This window comes from Desulfofundulus thermobenzoicus (assembly GCF_009428905.1).
GTDB lineage: Bacteria > Bacillota > Desulfotomaculia > Desulfotomaculales > Desulfovirgulaceae > Desulfofundulus_A > Desulfofundulus_A thermobenzoicus.
In genome coordinates this window covers 73,917-90,099 of sequence record NZ_WHYR01000007.1, presented here as the reverse complement: position 1 = coordinate 90,099, position 16,183 = coordinate 73,917, and the positions used below count along the sequence as shown (strand labels likewise).

The window sequence follows — 16,183 nt, the reverse complement described above, 5'->3', positions numbered from 1 at the left end:
CGTCGGCCGCCGGACAGGAGCGCACCGGTCCACCCTCACTTACTCATTCGTCCGCTGGATATATTTTCTTTAGGGGTTTGCCGGGCGGCGGCATTAATTTCTGCCCACATTTAACCGAAACTTAAAAGTGGAAAGAAGGTTTGCCTTATTTTTAATCGAATCGAAAAGATCGGGCGGCGGAACACTTCATCATCCCGGAAGAGGTTGTTTATAAGTATACCGGCCGGGTTGGTCCGGTTGCCGGTTTTACATATTTCGTATTTTTCCGCAGCACAACAATTATAAAGGCTTGCCGGTACTATATTTTAAAGAAGAAGGAAGAATGATACGGCAATGAAAGCTAAGAGAAAACCCCACCGGGACGGATGGCCCCAGGAGCTGTACCGGGCCAATCTAAAGGCCCTGTCCCGCCACCACCCCGGTCTGGCCGGGCGGCTGGAAAAAACGCCCCTCACGGGACGTTACCGGGTAATTGCTTCCGGCAGCGGGGAGGCCATGGTTTTCAATCTGGAAATGACGGCAGGGGGCGTGTATTACCACCCGGCAGACCCCCTTGCCGACGTACATAAACAAATTGCTGCCTTAAAGTTAAAAAACAACCTTCTGGCCGTCTTTTTGGGCTTTGGCCTGGGCTATGAACTCTTGATCTACCTGCAGCACTTCGCCGCCGTTCTGGGAACCCGCTATGTGGCCGTCATCGAGCGGGACCTGGAAATGTTCAAAACCGCCCTTTTCTGCAACAACCTGGCGCCCCTTTTTGAAAATCAGCGCATCTCCTTCTTCGTGGGTCTTGAGGGGGAAGAACTCTATGTAGCCCTGCGCCGCTTCCTGGAAGAGGAACAAAAATTTATCCTATTACGGGCCATGAAGCCGGTTTACCATGCCAGCGCCCTGTCCCTGCACCGGGACTATTACCTGCAGGCGTTGCGGACTCTTCGGGAGGCGGCCGCCCACCAGGTAATCCACTTCGGCAACGACCCGAAGGATTCCCTGATCGGCATTGAGAATATGCTGGAAAACCTGCCGGAAATTCTCTCCAACCCTGGGATAAACCTGCTCTACAACCGGTTTAAAAACCGTCCGGCCGTGGTGGTGGCCACCGGTCCTTCCCTGAATAAAAACAAGCACCTGCTCAAGGGGCTGGAAAACCGGGCTTTAATCATCAGTGTGGATGCCTCACTGAAAATCCTCATGAACATGGGGGTCAAACCCCACCTGGTCACCTCCCTGGAGCGGGTGCCGGAAGTGGTAAAACTGATCGACGGCTTCAGTCCGGAGGAAGTGCGGGATGTCTACCTGGCCGCCTGCCCGGTGGTGCGGCGGGAAGTCTACCAGGCCTACCCCGGCCCCAGGATCATCGTTTACCGGAACTTCGATCACTTCCGCTGGCTGGACGTGGACAAGGGAATATTGAACATCGGCCCGTCGGCGGGAAACATGGCCTTTAAGGTGGCCGAAGCCCTGGGCTGCAACCCCATCATCCTCATCGGCCAGGACCTGGCTTTCAGCCGGGAAGGCGATACCCACGCCCGGGGCACACCCTACGGGGAAAAACAACAGGCCTTCTACGGCGAAGAAAATACCCTGGAGGTTCCCGGCAACGATGGCCGGCCCATCCGCACATCGCGTATATGGTACCAGTTTCTCAAGCATTATGAACTGGACGTGGCCGCTTACAATGGAACCTGTGTCAACTGCACCGAAGGTGGCGCTTATATAACTGGAACGAAAGTAATGACCTTCCAGGAAGCCATTGACCGGTACATGACCGCTGAATTCCACCCGCTGGAAATTATCCACAGCGCCATCGCCGGCTTTTCCGCCAGGGACAGCCAGCGGGACGCGGACAGGGTGGCGACCATTATCGAAGATACCCGTCGGGCCATGCAAAGGGTGGTGGAAGAATGCCTGCAGGGGCTGCAAAAACTTGCCGAACACGAGCCTTTCCTGCAGGAAATTCTGGCGGGGGAAGAGGTTGTGAAAAAAAGGCCTTCAACGGAGAAACAATCGGGCGATAGAATAGATTACAAAGACCGGTTGGCGGAAATAGACCGGGAGATTATGGCCCACAAGAACAACTGCATCAACGGGCACCCGTCTTTCCAGCTGTTTTTCGCGCACATTTTTCAGTCTTATATGATCAAGTTCGAGATGGAAATGTGCGCCGTCCCAGAAAAACACGATTCTCCTGAAGCGGCCCGGGCGGAAATTCTACTGTACCACCGCGACTGGTTCACCACCACCGGCGGCCTGGCCGGGATATGTGTAGGGCTTCTGGAAAGGGCGGGGGAGAGGTTGGAGCAGGCGCTTTGATATTCACTCTAAAACCTTACTGGTTATTTTACATCAGTTTATAATTAGCACTAAGTTCATAAAACCGGGTTGTGGCCAAAGTACCAAGCCTGCAGGAAAGAGGAAACTACGGCGACATTGAATCAGGAAGTCGCGTTGCATCTCTTGCGTGTTGCAAATAACCTTAAACGGCGTGAGCAGGAAGGACCCGGGACGGAACCGAAAGTCACTAGAAACTCTGGAGCTGTTAGCGAAAGTAGCGAATGAATATGAAGCGAAAAGAGAATGAGAGGGTGGCTCATCTGGATTTTAGGATAAACTAGGAAGCATGGGACAATACTCGTGCTTTGCGGACAATCGAACCTGCATCGCTCATTTATCCTGCAGTTAGGCAAAGAGCACACTGTTGTTTATTGGGGGAGGGGGGAATAAATGAATGAGTTAAAACTCGGGGATGAAGTATACGTTGTTTATTATGAGGGGAGTGCTAAAAACATTGGAGGCCCCAAAAATCCAAAAAAAAAAAAAAAAAAAACAATAAAGTTTTGTCATGTAAGGTTATTTCCATATATAGAAAAGAAATTAAGGTTGAGTTTAAGAACGGCAAACGTTGTAGAATTCCACATGGAAAGTATTTTCGGCTTGAGGCTGAGGCTGAGGCTGAGGCTGAGGCTGAGCAATATTCTTATAAAGTGGCAAATGATGTCTGGAAAAAAGATTGTGTTAAATTGATACTGAATGATTTACCTGAGCAACTATCGCCAAATTTTAAGCCTAGATTTAGTGGTAATCCATTGAGATTTGCAGAAAGAAACATTTTATTTAGCGCTCAAGCAAATGCCTGGGGTAGCGAAGTAAATGAGCAGAAAATAATCCAAATTAGCACTGACACTTGAAGATATTGAGGTCTTGAATGGCATTTTACAAATTTTAGCCTTTATTAACGATTATTCACAAAAACTGATCGGAAAATATTTTATTGTTGAGTTAAACAGTTTGTTTAACTTGTTGAGCAAACTTACAGAATACAATACCAAATATAAAAGCCTAGAGCACAAAGAGTTATTATCGGAAATAACAAAACTTGAAAATAAGTTTAATTTCCGATACATAAGGAACAAAGTTGCTGCTCATAAGGATAGTAACATAGACTTAAAAAGTTATGCAGATATGTGGAACTCTATTAACTTCTCTTCCTTAAATGAATACTGGAGAGTTTTTGTAAATCACATTGACAAAATATTGACGAAGTATTATCCGATTGAAAAGAAGCTATATTTCCTTATTCAAAGAGAAACAATTGCTGGTGCAATAGCTACAGAAGATAAAAAAGATGCTTATAAACCGTTTTATGATATTTTAGTTTAAGGGGCTATGAAAAGATAAAAAGGGATAGCTTTATAATATTCCTTCCAATTAATGAGGCTGACATTGAATTTATCCGTGCCTGGCGAAACCAGGATGAAATAAAAAACGATATGTATGCCAACCACATTATTTCTCCTGAGGAACACTTGGCCTGGTATCAAAAAATTTCAAGAGCAGCAGGTACCGGCAAAGCGTCTGTGGCCAACAAAAGTTTCGGCCAGCAATACCGGGTAGCCAAAAGCCGCCAGCCAGTCGGCGGCGAGTCGCTTAGTTTTCAGGGCCAGCACCTTCGAAGCCAGGTTCTTGATCCGGACGTTGGGGAGGATTAAAAAACGCTGGTTGTTTACAACGTAATTTAACCGCTGCTTTTTTTGCTCCGAAGACCTGCCCAGCCACTTTTCGCGGGGGCCATTCTTCAAGGCGGCGGCGCCCCAACCCACCAGGGCCACCCATTGTCCATTGAGCAAGGCCAATTATTTGAGGCTTTTCCCGGGAAGGTGGTTAAAACCAGGGTAGTGATGGGTGTTCATCAATTTGCTCCAGGCATCCTCTTCCTCCCGGAAGATGGGCCGCACCATCAGGGAGTAAAGGTCGTCTGGTTTAGTCCAGTTTCTACCCATACATGCAATTAAATTGTTTTTCAGGGGAAAAAACCGGATAAATTCTGTAAATTGGGTTGCTTTTGAGTTATTTTTGACTTTGACGTTGCCGTGGGGTTAAGCAGAACATTTTAACATACGAAACTCGACCTGGCTTGATTTTTGTCATCTCTTTGTGTACATTATTAATTAACACTGTATAACACTACCGTGAAGTATAAACCAAGCATGTCCTGAGACACGAGGAAACCGGTGCCCCGAGTTCTTGCAAATATGTTAATAATCGTAAGGCTGCCTTTTTGTGGATTAACCTGTGTTTTGAATCCGAGCAGGAACTGAATCCGGCAAACAGGAGGGAAATTTATGATAGTTGAATATATCAATGCCGCCCTTCGTGAGGCAAGGTATGAAATCATCAAAGATGAAGAACCGTATTACGGGGAAGTCCCCTCATTAGAAGGTGTTTGGGCTACCGGCAAAACGCTGGAAGAATGCCGCCAGAACCTGGCAGAAGCAATTGATGGCTGGATCATAATTAGGCTGAGGAAAGGCTTACCGATACCCCCGGTAGGGGGACGAAGCATTGAGGAAATAAAGAAGGTTGAGTTTGGTGGCTAAGATAACTTCTATTTCCTGGCAGGAACTTGTCCGGCGCCTGAAAAATTTTGGCTTTAGTGGACCATATTCTGGCGGAAAGCATCCATATATGATTAAAGAAAATTTAGTGTTAGTAATACCCAATCCGCATAGAAAAGAAATAAGTGCGGATCTTCTGTTGCGAATCCTAAAAAGAGCAGGCATCTCACGTGAGCAGTGGTTAAAGGATTAGCTAATGGAATTTGGAAGAATGCCAGCAGGGGCTGCAAAAGCTTGCCGAACACGAACCTTTCCTGCAGGAAGATCCTGGTGGGGAAAGAGGTGGAAAAAAAAGGACCACTGGCGGATGATCAGGCAGACGGTATCGTAGCAGAAAAGTAGCCGGGCGCTATGGCGGATCAAAACGCTACGCCCGCGGAAAATCATTCGGGCGGGAAAACGGATAGTTCAACAACGACAGAAGCAAGGCCAACAGCTACTGCGGCGGAAAACCTATCCGGTGGAAGCATGGCAAATGCCGATCTGCTGGCGGAAATAGACCGGGAGATTATGGCCCACAAGGACAACTGCATCAACGGGCACCCGTCTTTCCAGCTGTTTTTCGCGCATATTTTTCAGTTTTATATGATCAAGTTCGAGATGGAAATGTGTGCGGTCCCGGAAAAGCACGATTCCCCTGAAGCGACCCGGGCGGAAATTCTATTGCACCACCGCGACTGGTTCACCACCACCGGCGGCCTGGCCAGAATCTGCGTGGACCTATTGGAAAGGGCGGGAGAGAGGTTGGAGCAAGCACTTTGATGTCCACCATAAAACTGTCCTGTGTTCAATTGAAAATTCAATTGGTAAACCTTATGGAATCCTCCGGGGTTGGGTAGACTGGCCGGCTAACTACCTGAACTATATCTTGAAATAGCTCCGGCTGGCTCTGTTTTCCCAGAGCGATGCCCATTACGAAACCCTGCAGTTCCTTGATATAGTTATCCCGGGAGGCGAAAAAATGAAAAGCATTTCTTCACAGCCGTTAACCTTTTCTGCTCTATTTAATGGTGATAATGGTGATGAAGTGAAGTTCCTGGTTCCACCCTATCAGAGGTCCTATGCCTGGACCGAGAAGCAGCTTGAAGATATCTGGCAGGACATGCAGAATCTCCGCGAAGTGCCCTCCCATTTTACGGGTACCCTTATCTTTAAGCCTTCTTCTGAGCCAGGCAGCTTTGAAATAGTGGATGGTCAGCAGCGCCTGACCACACTGGTGATTCTTTTTGCCTGTGCATGCCGGCTTCTGCGCAAGCAGGCCGGTTTTGAGGACGACAGCTGGCAATTCTTTGAGAAATACGTCTGTGGTTGCCACGATCGGAGACCCAGCTACGGCTTGAGAAGGTTACAGCTTGCGCCCCCCACCGACGACGACTTCTTCTGGCATTGCGTGCTTTCCCCGGAGCCGCAAACAAGGGACCCCGAAACGCCGGGGCAAGTCCGTTTACAGAAAGCCCGCGCCTATTTTGATCAGAAAATTTTCCAGGTTTACGGTAACGAGAGCCAATCGCTCCGGACCTTTCTTGAAGACATCGCCGAAAAAATTGTTTTTCTTACCTATCAGGTGGAAGATAACAAAACGGCGGGGATGGTGTTCGAAACCACCAACGACCGCGGCAAGCCCCTTTCCGAACTGGATAAAATCAAGAACTATCTCCTCTATCTGGCGGCCAGAACTCCTGACGCGGTGGCGGCAAGGGATTTGGAAGCAGCCGTTGGTGCGGCCTGGGAGAAAATCCTGCGGAACCTTTGCCGTATTGAGGGGTACGCCGAGGACACGGTAGACCTTGAGAACAGCCTGGCCAGATATCACTGGATAGTATTGACAGGTATCTATAATATTTACGATGTTTATCGGGCGTTGAAGGACAAGCACCTGGATGAGAAAAACCGTACACCGAACTCCGATGAGGTTTTGCGCCACGCCAGGGATTACGTGGAAAGTCTGGTGGAGGCCGCTGATTTATACGCAGGGCTGAGAAAGCCTGATTCATCCCGCTTTGGCGCCGTCCGTGGCGCTGCCGGACAGTACTTCGAATTGCTTAACGACCCGGCTGCCGGCACCATGGCCAACTTCGCCCCCCTGCTGATGGCCGTCTTCAAAAGGTTCATGCCTGGTTCCCCAGGGGATGTTTGCGAAGTTCTCCGGCTTTGCTACCTGTTTTCCTGGCGGGCCTACCGGGTGTGCAACCGGCGCAGCGATGCGGGCATCGGCACCCTTTCTTCCCTGGCCTACCGGCTCTGGCACGGCCAGGTCGGGCTCGAGGAGGTTACCGCCAGTCTCAAACAGTTGATTGAATACTACGGCGGCGATAACATTTTTAAAGACAACCTGCAGCGGAACACCCTTTCCGGTCCGGAAAGACGTTATTTCTTATATAGGTGGGAACTGCATCTGGCGCAGCAAAGCGGGCAGAGTTCCCTTTTAAGCTGGGAACAGGCAAGAGATATGCAAATTGAACACGTCTGGCCGCAGATTCCGCCGGACAGCGATTACGGGAACTGGCGCCCCGAGCTTAAGGAGAAGCACACTAAAATTGTGGACCTGCTGGGTAATTTGATCCTGCTTGACCAATCGTGGAACGCTTCCCTTTCCAACCGTCTGCCTTTCCAGAAGAGGAACGAATATTTAAATCGCGAAAAAATTGGCTCGAACCTGGCCATGGCCAGAGAACTGGCCAATGATGAAGGTTTCCAAAAACTTGCCACCTACACTTCATTTGGCACTTACCGAACCCGGTGGATGCTTGACGACGCGGAAAAATTCATCAGTGCCCGCACCGACCGCCTGGTGGAATTTGCCCTTCAGGAATGGAAAGTGTAATCCGGATGCCAGGTACTTAACTTATTAAATTATTTAATTATGGTTATTTTGACTTATTCCTGCCGGAATATGAAATAAAGGAGAAAGAAACAATGAATGACATTGTGAATAATAACAATAATAAGCCCCTAAGCCTTGTCAGACTCCAAACAATTACTGAAAACGATCTAGAGCTTATACGCAAGTGGCGCAATCAGGATGAAATCAGAAATTTCATGTATACCAATCATATCATCTCACCGGAAGAGCATAGAAAATGGTATGAAAAAATATCTAATGATCCATCAGTAAAGTATTGGATTTTCTCCAATGATGGAAAAATGAAAAATGGGTTAGTATGCTTATATAATATAGACGCTAAAAACAAATCGGCATTTTGGGGTTTTTATGTAGGCGATTTGCAAACAAAAGGTAAAGGTATCGGTTCAAGAGTTGAATTTACAATCCTTGATCATGTTTTTTTAGTAATGGATCTAAATAAGCTTAATTGTGAGGTTCTTAGTTTTAATGAAGTAGCATTAAATTTACACAAAAAATTTGGCTTTGAGGAAGAGGGATATTTTAAAAAACATATTTTCAGGGATAACAAGTACTTCGATGTAATTAGGCTTGCAATGTTAAAAGAGGATTGGCTAAATATTCATCGGGGTAGAATGCTAAAGTTGATAGCTAAGTGATAATATATTAATGGATTTTATTAAAGTTTATATATTAATCAGAATGACAGAGAGATAAAATATAAACATATCTAGAAATAGTTAGAGGTTGTAATATGGATCACAGAAGCATTAGTATTTCAAAAAATTTTATTGGAGTTAAATTTCCTCCATTTATCATCGCTGAAATGTCTGGGAATCATAACCATTCCCTAGATCAGGCTCTTCAGATTGTTGATGCAGCAGCCAAAGCCGGCGTTCATGCTATAAAGCTACAAACGTATACGGCAAACACCATGACTTTAGATGTAGATCATGACGAATTTACAGTTAATGATTCTGAAAGTCTGTGGAAAGGCAAGTCCTTGTATAAGCTTTATCAAGAAGCTTATACCCCTTGGGAATGGCATGAGCCAATCTTTAAACGCTGTAAAGAGCTTGGGCTAGTAGGCTTCAGCACTCCTTTTGATGAAACTGCAGTTGATTTTCTGGAAAGCCTGGATGTTCCTTGTTATAAAATTGCTTCGTTTGAGAATATCGACCTTCCACTTATACGTAGAGTTGCCACTACCGGCAAGCCTATGATCATATCCACCGGCATGGCAACCCTGGCCGAACTGGACGAAACCATTCGCGCAGCACGTGATGCCGGCTGCAAGGATCTTATATTGCTTAAATGCACCAGCACGTATCCGGCCGACCCGGTGGACTCCAATCTTTTAACTATTCCTCATATGAGAAAGCTTTTCGACTGCCAGGTTGGCCTTTCCGATCATACGCCCGGAATAGGTGTAGCTGTAGCAGGTGTAGCATTGGGGGCAACGGTAATCGAGAAACATTTTACCCTTAGCCGATCCGAGGGAGGGGTTGATGCCGCTTTTTCCCTGGAGCCGGATGAAATGAGGCAGTTGGTGGAAGAATGTACCCGGGCGTGGCAGGCCCTTGGCAAGATTGCCTATGGACCAACCCAAGCTGAGAAAAAATCTCTACAGTTCAGGCGGTCACTTTATGTTGTAAAGGATATGCAGTCAGGAGAAGTTTTTACAAAGAAAAATCTAAGGGCCATCAGACCTGGGTTTGGCCTTCCACCAAAGTATTACGATATTTTACTGGGTAAAAAAGTGAAAAGGGACGTGCCAAAAGGCACACCTGCCACCTGGGATCTGCTGGAATAATTTATGTGCCTTTAAATTTCCTTAATTGTAAATAGACATGGAGGTCAAATCAACATTGGTTACAATTGCCTGCATCGTCCAGGCCCGCACCGGCTCCACTCGCCTGCCGGGGAAGGTGTTAAAGCCACTGGCGGGTCGGCCCATGCTCTCCCACCTGATAGAACGGCTGAAAGAGGCTGTTACGCTGGACACCATAGTCATTGGCACTACGTATTTGCCCCAGGACGATCCTATTGTTGACCTGGCAGAACAGCACGGGGTGGCCTGGTACCGGGGCCCCCAGGAGGATGTGCTGGCCCGCTACGCCGGTGCGGCGGAAATGGTCGGGGCAGGTGTGGTGGTCCGGATTACCAGCGACTGCCCGTTGATTGACCCGGTCACAGTTGATAACGTGGTGCGGTACTTTTTAGCCCATGATTACGATTATGTGGCCGCCTGGGTGGGCAGCGGTTTCCACCGCGGCCTGGACACCGAAGTCTGCACCCGGGAGGCTCTGATGAAGGCACACCGCTTGGCGGAAGATGCGCCTTCCCGGGAGCACGTCACCCTGTACCTACACCGGCATCCGGAAATCTTCCGCCTGGCCAGCTACCCGGCCCCGCCGGAGTTGCGCCACCCGGACTGGCGGCTGTGTGTGGATGAGGAAGACGACTTTCGTTTGATTGAGGAAATATATAACAGGCTGTACCGTCCCGGTTCACCGATAGATTTCCGTGACGTGGTCCATTTGCTGGAAAATGAGCCCCGGTTGCTCCAGATTAACGCCCACGTCCGGCAGAAAGTGGTATGAGTTATTTATGGGTCGGAAAATAAAAATCCCTGGCGATAAAAAAAAGGTTGCTGTTCTTTTCCGTCTGGATGCCAACCGGAAAACGGGTCTGGGTCACCTTTCCCGCTGCTTGAATCTGGCTGAAGAATGCATGAACCGTGGTTGGGCCGCTTACTTTGCCGGAAGCTTTGACCATAACGCCAGAACCCGCATTGCAACAGCAGGGGGAGAGATATTAAGGAACTGGCCTGAAGAATACGATACAACACTTGAACCACCCCGGGAACTGGCATTATTACATAAGGCAGCCGAAGTCACCGGAGCCCGGGTTCTGGTTACAGATTGCTATACCCTTCCTGCCGATTATCACCTTGAGGCCCGGGAACTTTTTCCCCTGGTGGTCATGATCGACGACCTGAATGTCGCCCCACCGGCGGCAGATATCCTGATCAACCACAATATTTTTGCCCCCCATCTGGCCTACCGGCCGGTGTTTCCGGAAACGAAACTCCTGCTCGGCCCCCGGTATGCCCTTTTGCCCGCTGCTATCCGCACTGCCCGCAAAAAGGAAATCCGACCTGAGGTGAAAAATATTCTCGTCTCCCTGGGGGGCAGCGATCCACCCGGCCTGACCCTGAAGGTAGTAAAGGCACTGCAACTGTCCTGGGTTGGCACGGTATGGAACGTGGTGGCGGGACCCGGCTTTGCCAAAAGAGAGATTCTCAAGGACCTGGCAGCCAGCGACCGGCGGGTTAACTTTCACTATGCACCCGGCACGCTCCTGCCGCTGTTGGCGGAAAGCGACCTGGTCATCTGCGCCGGGGGGGTTACAGCCATTGAAGCCGCCGCCACCGGCACGCCCGCCCTCATTCTCATCCTGGCCGAAAACCAGCAGCCCAATGCGAAAGAAATGGACAGGCAGGGTATTGCCGTAAATTTGGGCTGGGGTGGGGCAACGCCTGTGGAAGCTATGGCCGCAGAAATCCTTGCCCTGGCCCGGGATGTGGAGCGGCGCACCACGATGAGTGAAACCGGCCGTGCCCTATTTGACGGTTATGGACCTGTGCGCTGTGCCGATGCTATCCAGGAATTACTTGGGTCGGGAGAGGTTAAGTAAAGTGCCTTGCTTTACGATCAGTTAACTAGACTACAATACCAGTCATTTGGAAGGAAGGTAAACCAATGCTCGATGGAAAAACCATTCTGGTTACCGGGGGAACCGGTTCTTTCGGCAGAAAGTTTGTGGAAATTGTCCTTAATCATTTTAAACCCAAAAGGTTGATCATTTTCAGCCGCGACGAACTGAAACAATTTGAGATGCAGCAAACCTTCAGCCAGGATAAATATCCCTGCTTAAGGTATTTCATCGGCGACGTGCGGGACAAGGAGCGCCTTTACCGGGCCTTTTATGGAGTGGATTATGTAGTGCACGCCGCCGCCCTCAAGCAGGTGCCGGCAGCGGAATACAACCCCTTTGAGGCGGTCAAGACCAACATCATCGGCACCCAGAATGTCATTGACGCCGCCATCGACAGCGGTGTGCAACGGGTAATTGCCCTGAGCACGGACAAGGCCGTAAGCCCGGTGAACCTCTACGGCGCCACCAAGCTCTGCCTGGAGAAACTGGTGGTGGCGGGCAACGCCTATGCCGGCGGGCGCACCCTGTTCAGCGTGGTCCGCTACGGCAACGTGGTGGGCAGTCGGGGCAGTGTCATTCCCCTGTTTTTAAAGCAAAAAGAAACGGGTGTGCTCACCATCACCGATGAGCGCATGACCCGCTTCTGGATCACCCTGGAGCAGGGAGTAAGCCTGGTCCTGCATTGCCTGGAAAACATGCACGGGGGGGAAGTGTTCGTCCCCAAAATCCCCAGCATGCGGATCATCGACCTGGCCCGGGCCATTTGTCCCACGTGTGAGATTAAATACATAGGCATCAGGCCGGGGGAAAAGATCCACGAGGTGCTTATTTCCAGGGACGAAGCCCGTAATACCCTGGATGTGGGGAAATTCTACGTAATCAAACCCGCCTTTCCCTATTGGACCACCGGCAGCTGGAGCACGGGCCGGCCGGTGCCGGAGGGTTGGGAATACGCCAGCGACAAGAACGAGCAGTGGCTGGGGGTGGAGGAACTGCGGAGATTGCTGTGAAGGGTCAACGGGCATCGAACACTTGTATTAAATTTTAACGTTAGACGAAAATCTGCCGGATGGATTTTTGTGTTCTAACACTCACACCAGAACCGTCCCTTTGTGACTTTGCTTTGCTTTGCTTGGCGCACGAACCGTCCCTTTGTGTCTCCCTTCTCGTCACCCCCCCGGCGACAAGCAGTGCTATCCCCGGAGCAGACGGATACGGTATAATAAACGAACTGGGAGACCCGCAGACAAACTATATGTTTGCAGCCTTTTTTACCCTACGGGGAAGATTAAAGGCGGAATCATCGGCAATACTGGTGGAAAAGTATGTGAAAGACCGCTCCGACGGGGAAGTGGCGCAGCTGGTGGATTTTGTGTTTGAGAATGAACTGGTTCAAATAGAGGATCTGGAAGAGGTGATGCGCATGACCTTGAAAATGACTGCCGAAGAAAAGAAAAAAATTTATGAACTCTTGACCAGGTACCCTGCCTCACGTGAGTGGGGCGAGCGTGTTAGGGCGGAAGGACGGGCGGAAGGACGAGCGGAAGGACGGGCGGAAGGACGTACAGAAGGCAAAGTAGAACGGTCACAGGAAATCATACGTAAATACCTGGCCCGAAGATTTGGTTTGGATTCCGCCGATATACAGGAAAGAATACAGCAGTTGACCGATCTGGAAATACTGGACAGGATATTGGAGCAGTTGTTTGCTGCCAATACAATGGAAGAGGCTCTGGATATCATAGGGAACAGCCTGGTATAATAAAAACAAGCACCTGCCCGCAGGAGGTGAGTTTTTGGTAACCAAACCGCCCATCAACCGTACCAACGACTACGCATTCAAGCGCATATTCGGCTCGGAAGAAGGCAAGGAAGCCCTGCTGGGGCTGCTCAACGCCGTGCTGGACCCACCACCCGAAAAATTGCTTGCCGAAGTAGAACTACTGGACCGGGAACTCGACCCCAAATACCTTCTGGACAGAGCGGCCCGCCTGGACATATTGGCCCGTACACAGGACGGTACCATCATCAACATTGAAGTGCAGATAGCCAATAAGTACAACATCGACAAGCGCACACTGTTTTACTGGGCCGGACTTTATCACGGCCAGCTGCAAAGCGGGCAGGAATTCAGCCAGCTGCACAAAACCATCGCCATCAACATCCTGGGCTTCGACTGGTTTAGAGAAGACGAGCGCTACCACCACACTTTCCACATTCGCGAAGACCGGAGCGGCGAAAAACTAACGGACGACCTGGAAATACATTTCCTGGAACTGGAGAAAGCCAAGCGGCTGAAGAGGCGCCCGCAGAACACACTGGAAGAATGGCTGATGTACCTTAATAACCTGCAGGGGGAAGAGATGGAGGCGATAGCCATGAAAAATCCCGGCATACGCAAAGCCATGACCATAGAGGAGATGTTTTATAAAAACCGCCTTGAGCGCCGCCTGTACGAACTGCGGGAGAAGGCGGCACGGGACGAGATTTCCATGCTGGCCGGGGCCAGGGCGGAGGGCAGAGCAGAAGGGAAAATAGCGATGGCTCAAGATGCCATTTGTCAATTTTTAGAGGTCCGCTTCGGACATGATGCTCGGGATTTGCAGCAGGCAGTGCGCCACATAGACAGCCTGGAAGTTTTAAACCGGATCATTAACCGCATTTTCAAGGCAGCCAGCTTGCAGGAAGCAAGGTCTATCATAAAAGAAACCTGAGCCCGTACAGAGGGAAAATCAGGGAAACATCAGGGACGGTTCTTGATGTGAATTCACATTAAGAACCGTCCCCAGCTGGTCAGAATGAAGCTGGACCCGGCCCGGATGGAATTGCTGGCCGGTTTTTTCGAGACTTACTTGAAACTGAACCAGGAGGAAGAAGAACAATATTACCGGGAACTGGGAAAACTAGATCGTAAGGAGGTCGAGGTGATCATGCAAATAACCACCAGCTGGCATGAGAAAGGACGGGCAGAGGGCCGGGCGGAAGGCCGGGCGGAAGGGGAAATAAAGGGTAAGGTGGAAAAAGCCCGGGAAGTCATCTGTAAATATCTGGACCGCAGGTTTGGTGAAAAAACGAAAGATCTTCAGCAAAAAGTTCAGCATATATCCAATCTGGAATTACTGGACTATGTCCTGGAAGAATTATTCGCCGCCAATACCCTGGAGGAAGCCCGGACCATCATCAATGACGGCGTTGGTGAGTAACATCAGGTAATCATGTATTTCCGGTAATTGTTTATCGTCCCACGTCTCTTGAAATCGGGATATCCACGATGCAACATACCTGCCTTTTGCCGGCAAAGGTAATCGATCTGCTCGCCGATGGCGGCCATGTCATCCGGCTCTAGAGTGCCGTTGGCGCCCTGGATGGCGTATTCGATGGCCTTTTGCAACAGTTCGCTCGCCGTGCCCAGGGCGGTGTCGGCCCCGTCCAGGTAGCTCAGGCCGTCGGTGATGTTGCGCGTGTACTGCTTGTTCCGCTCCACCGCCGTTCGCACGTTGAGGAGCTGGCTCAGGGCCGGTGGGTCGTCGCTCAAGCGCAAAACCTTGCGGCCGGTGGACATTTGCTCCTGGGTACGGGCCAGCCTATCCATGGCATCCTGGATGTAGTTCTGGGTGCGCCGGGCAACCAGCATGTGGGTGACACGCATTGTTTTCCCCTCCGAATCAGGGAATGGTATAATATTGCCATGGCAGTCGTAAAGGATGTGATGCCTTGCCCAGAAAACAATGGCACCCGGCCTTCGTAGCGGCTATTAAGGAGGCTTTAAAAGGAGCACCACCGGGCCAGATAGAAGTCGAGGCGGAAGTGGCCCTTTCCTCCAGGCCCCTGGATGTGGATATACTGGTGATCAAGAAGTTTGGCGAGGCCGGGCTATTGCACCCCATAGCTAAATTTTTCAGCAGATACAATTTGTTTGAATATAAATCCCCGCCTGACCACCTCTCAGCCAACGATTTTGATAAAGGTATGGCCATCGCCTTTCTTTACAAAGCGTTAAAACACCCGGAATTGCTCACCCTGGACAACTTTACCCTCAGCTTTGTCAGCAGCGGCCGTCCCAGGGCCATGCTGGGCATGCTGAAGAAAAGGGGTTTCGAGGTTAAGAAAAATACCCCGGCACCGGGCATTTATGCGGTAGAAGGGTGGGCCTTTCCCATCCAGGTGGTCGTTTTAAACGAACTGGGAGACCCGCAGACAAACTATATGTTTGCAGCCTTTTTTACCCGGCGGGGAAGATTAAAGGCGGAATCATCGGCAATACTGGTGGAAAAGTATGTGAAAGACCGCTCCGACGGGGAAGTGGCGCAGCTGGTGGATTTTGTGTTTGAGAATGAACTGGTTCAAATAGAGGATCTGGAAGAGGTGATGCGCATGACCTTGAAAATGACTGCCGAAGAAAAGAAAAAAATTTATGAACTCTTGACCAGGTACCCTGCCTCACGTGAGTGGGGCGAGCGTGTTAGGGCAGAAGGACGGGCGGAAGGACGGGCGGAAGGACGAGCGGAAGGACGGGCGGAAGGACGTACAGAAGGCAAAGTAGAACGGTCACAGGAAATCATACGCAAATACCTGGCCCGGAGATTTGGTTTGGATTCCGCCGATATACAGGAAAGAATACAGCAGTTGACCGACCTGGAAATACTGGACAGGATATTGGAGCAGTTGTTTGCTGCCAATACAATGGAAGAGGCTCTGGATATCATAGGGAATAGCCTGGTATAAT

The 16,183-nt window shown here is 49.9% G+C and carries 18 protein-coding genes; 16 read left to right on the top strand and 2 right to left on the bottom strand.

All coding sequences use genetic code 11. The features are described 5' to 3' along the window. Positions 1-333: 333 nt before the first annotated feature. The 3 genes from GFC01_RS04190 to GFC01_RS04180 all read left to right on the top strand — a co-directional run bounded on the left by GFC01_RS04190 (position 334) and on the right by GFC01_RS04180 (position 3,660). Positions 334-2,313, top strand: a complete 1,980-nt coding sequence (locus GFC01_RS04190) for a motility associated factor glycosyltransferase family protein (RefSeq protein WP_152945387.1) — start codon at positions 334-336, stop codon at positions 2,311-2,313. A gap of 411 nt (positions 2,314-2,724) precedes the next feature. Further along, positions 2,725-3,024, top strand: coding sequence for a hypothetical protein (locus GFC01_RS04185; protein WP_152945386.1), 300 nt, complete (start codon positions 2,725-2,727; stop codon positions 3,022-3,024). Between the two features lie 177 nt (positions 3,025-3,201). Next, a complete protein-coding gene (locus tag GFC01_RS04180) occupies positions 3,202-3,660 on the top strand; it encodes a hypothetical protein (protein WP_152945385.1) in 459 nt (152 codons plus the stop codon). A 167-nt stretch (positions 3,661-3,827) separates the two neighbouring features. Here the strand turns inward: GFC01_RS04180 and GFC01_RS04175 are convergent, their stop codons facing one another. After that, complete coding sequence (locus GFC01_RS04175; protein WP_152945384.1) at positions 3,828-4,133, bottom strand: Druantia anti-phage system protein DruA; 306 nt, start codon at positions 4,131-4,133, stop codon at positions 3,828-3,830. A gap of 489 nt (positions 4,134-4,622) precedes the next feature. Here GFC01_RS04175 and GFC01_RS04170 point away from each other — a divergent pair, with 489 nt between their 5' ends. The 12 genes from GFC01_RS04170 to GFC01_RS04115 all read left to right on the top strand — a co-directional run bounded on the left by GFC01_RS04170 (position 4,623) and on the right by GFC01_RS04115 (position 14,660). Next, positions 4,623-4,877 (top strand): type II toxin-antitoxin system HicB family antitoxin, encoded by a 255-nt coding sequence (locus GFC01_RS04170; RefSeq protein WP_152945383.1) that lies wholly within the window; start codon positions 4,623-4,625, stop codon positions 4,875-4,877. Further along, positions 4,870-5,088 carry a type II toxin-antitoxin system HicA family toxin gene (locus GFC01_RS04165; protein ID WP_341473745.1) on the top strand — a complete coding sequence of 73 codons (219 nt, stop codon included), beginning with the start codon at positions 4,870-4,872 and terminating at the stop codon, positions 5,086-5,088. The genes GFC01_RS04170 and GFC01_RS04165 overlap by 8 nt, the downstream gene beginning before the upstream one ends. Before the next feature lie 275 nt (positions 5,089-5,363). After that, complete coding sequence (locus GFC01_RS04160; RefSeq protein WP_152945381.1) at positions 5,364-5,657, top strand: hypothetical protein; 294 nt, start codon at positions 5,364-5,366, stop codon at positions 5,655-5,657. Positions 5,658-5,856: 199 nt separating this feature from the next. Then, entirely contained in the window at positions 5,857-7,719 is a 1,863-nt protein-coding gene (locus GFC01_RS04155; RefSeq protein WP_152945380.1) for a DUF262 domain-containing protein, read from the top strand. A gap of 92 nt (positions 7,720-7,811) precedes the next feature. After that, positions 7,812-8,396, top strand: a complete 585-nt coding sequence (gene pseH / locus GFC01_RS04150) for a UDP-4-amino-4,6-dideoxy-N-acetyl-beta-L-altrosamine N-acetyltransferase (protein WP_152945379.1) — start codon at positions 7,812-7,814, stop codon at positions 8,394-8,396. A 95-nt stretch (positions 8,397-8,491) separates the two neighbouring features. Beyond that, the gene (gene pseI / locus GFC01_RS04145) at positions 8,492-9,550 is read left to right on the top strand and encodes a pseudaminic acid synthase (protein WP_152945378.1); all 1,059 of its coding nucleotides are present in this window, start codon (positions 8,492-8,494) and stop codon (positions 9,548-9,550) included. A 55-nt stretch (positions 9,551-9,605) separates the two neighbouring features. Then, positions 9,606-10,340 carry a cytidylyltransferase domain-containing protein gene (locus tag GFC01_RS04140; RefSeq protein ID WP_194174809.1) on the top strand — a complete coding sequence of 245 codons (735 nt, stop codon included), beginning with the start codon at positions 9,606-9,608 and terminating at the stop codon, positions 10,338-10,340. 7 nt (positions 10,341-10,347) lie between these two features. After that, positions 10,348-11,436 (top strand): UDP-2,4-diacetamido-2,4,6-trideoxy-beta-L-altropyranose hydrolase, encoded by a 1,089-nt coding sequence (gene pseG, locus GFC01_RS04135; RefSeq protein WP_194174808.1) that lies wholly within the window; start codon positions 10,348-10,350, stop codon positions 11,434-11,436. A 65-nt stretch (positions 11,437-11,501) separates the two neighbouring features. After that, positions 11,502-12,467: a UDP-N-acetylglucosamine 4,6-dehydratase (inverting) gene (gene pseB / locus GFC01_RS04130; protein ID WP_152945375.1), complete on the top strand. Its 966-nt coding sequence runs from the start codon at positions 11,502-11,504 to the stop codon at positions 12,465-12,467. A gap of 245 nt (positions 12,468-12,712) precedes the next feature. Beyond that, positions 12,713-13,219 carry an RpnC/YadD family protein gene (locus GFC01_RS04125; RefSeq protein WP_152945374.1) on the top strand — a complete coding sequence of 169 codons (507 nt, stop codon included), beginning with the start codon at positions 12,713-12,715 and terminating at the stop codon, positions 13,217-13,219. Between the two features lie 34 nt (positions 13,220-13,253). Further along, positions 13,254-14,171, top strand: a complete 918-nt coding sequence (locus GFC01_RS04120; protein ID WP_152945373.1) for an Rpn family recombination-promoting nuclease/putative transposase — start codon at positions 13,254-13,256, stop codon at positions 14,169-14,171. Between the two features lie 84 nt (positions 14,172-14,255). After that, positions 14,256-14,660 (top strand): RpnC/YadD family protein, encoded by a 405-nt coding sequence (locus tag GFC01_RS04115; RefSeq protein WP_243137215.1) that lies wholly within the window; start codon positions 14,256-14,258, stop codon positions 14,658-14,660. A gap of 2 nt (positions 14,661-14,662) precedes the next feature. On the opposite strand, the gene GFC01_RS04110 is transcribed toward GFC01_RS04115, so the two are convergent. After that, a complete protein-coding gene (locus GFC01_RS04110) occupies positions 14,663-15,106 on the bottom strand; it encodes a flagellin N-terminal helical domain-containing protein (protein ID WP_152945372.1) in 444 nt (147 codons plus the stop codon). 65 nt (positions 15,107-15,171) lie between these two features. On the opposite strand from GFC01_RS04110, the gene GFC01_RS04105 reads away from it, so the two are divergent. Then, positions 15,172-16,182 carry an RpnC/YadD family protein gene (locus tag GFC01_RS04105; RefSeq protein ID WP_152945371.1) on the top strand — a complete coding sequence of 337 codons (1,011 nt, stop codon included), beginning with the start codon at positions 15,172-15,174 and terminating at the stop codon, positions 16,180-16,182. The last annotated feature ends 1 nt before the right edge of the window (position 16,183 follow it).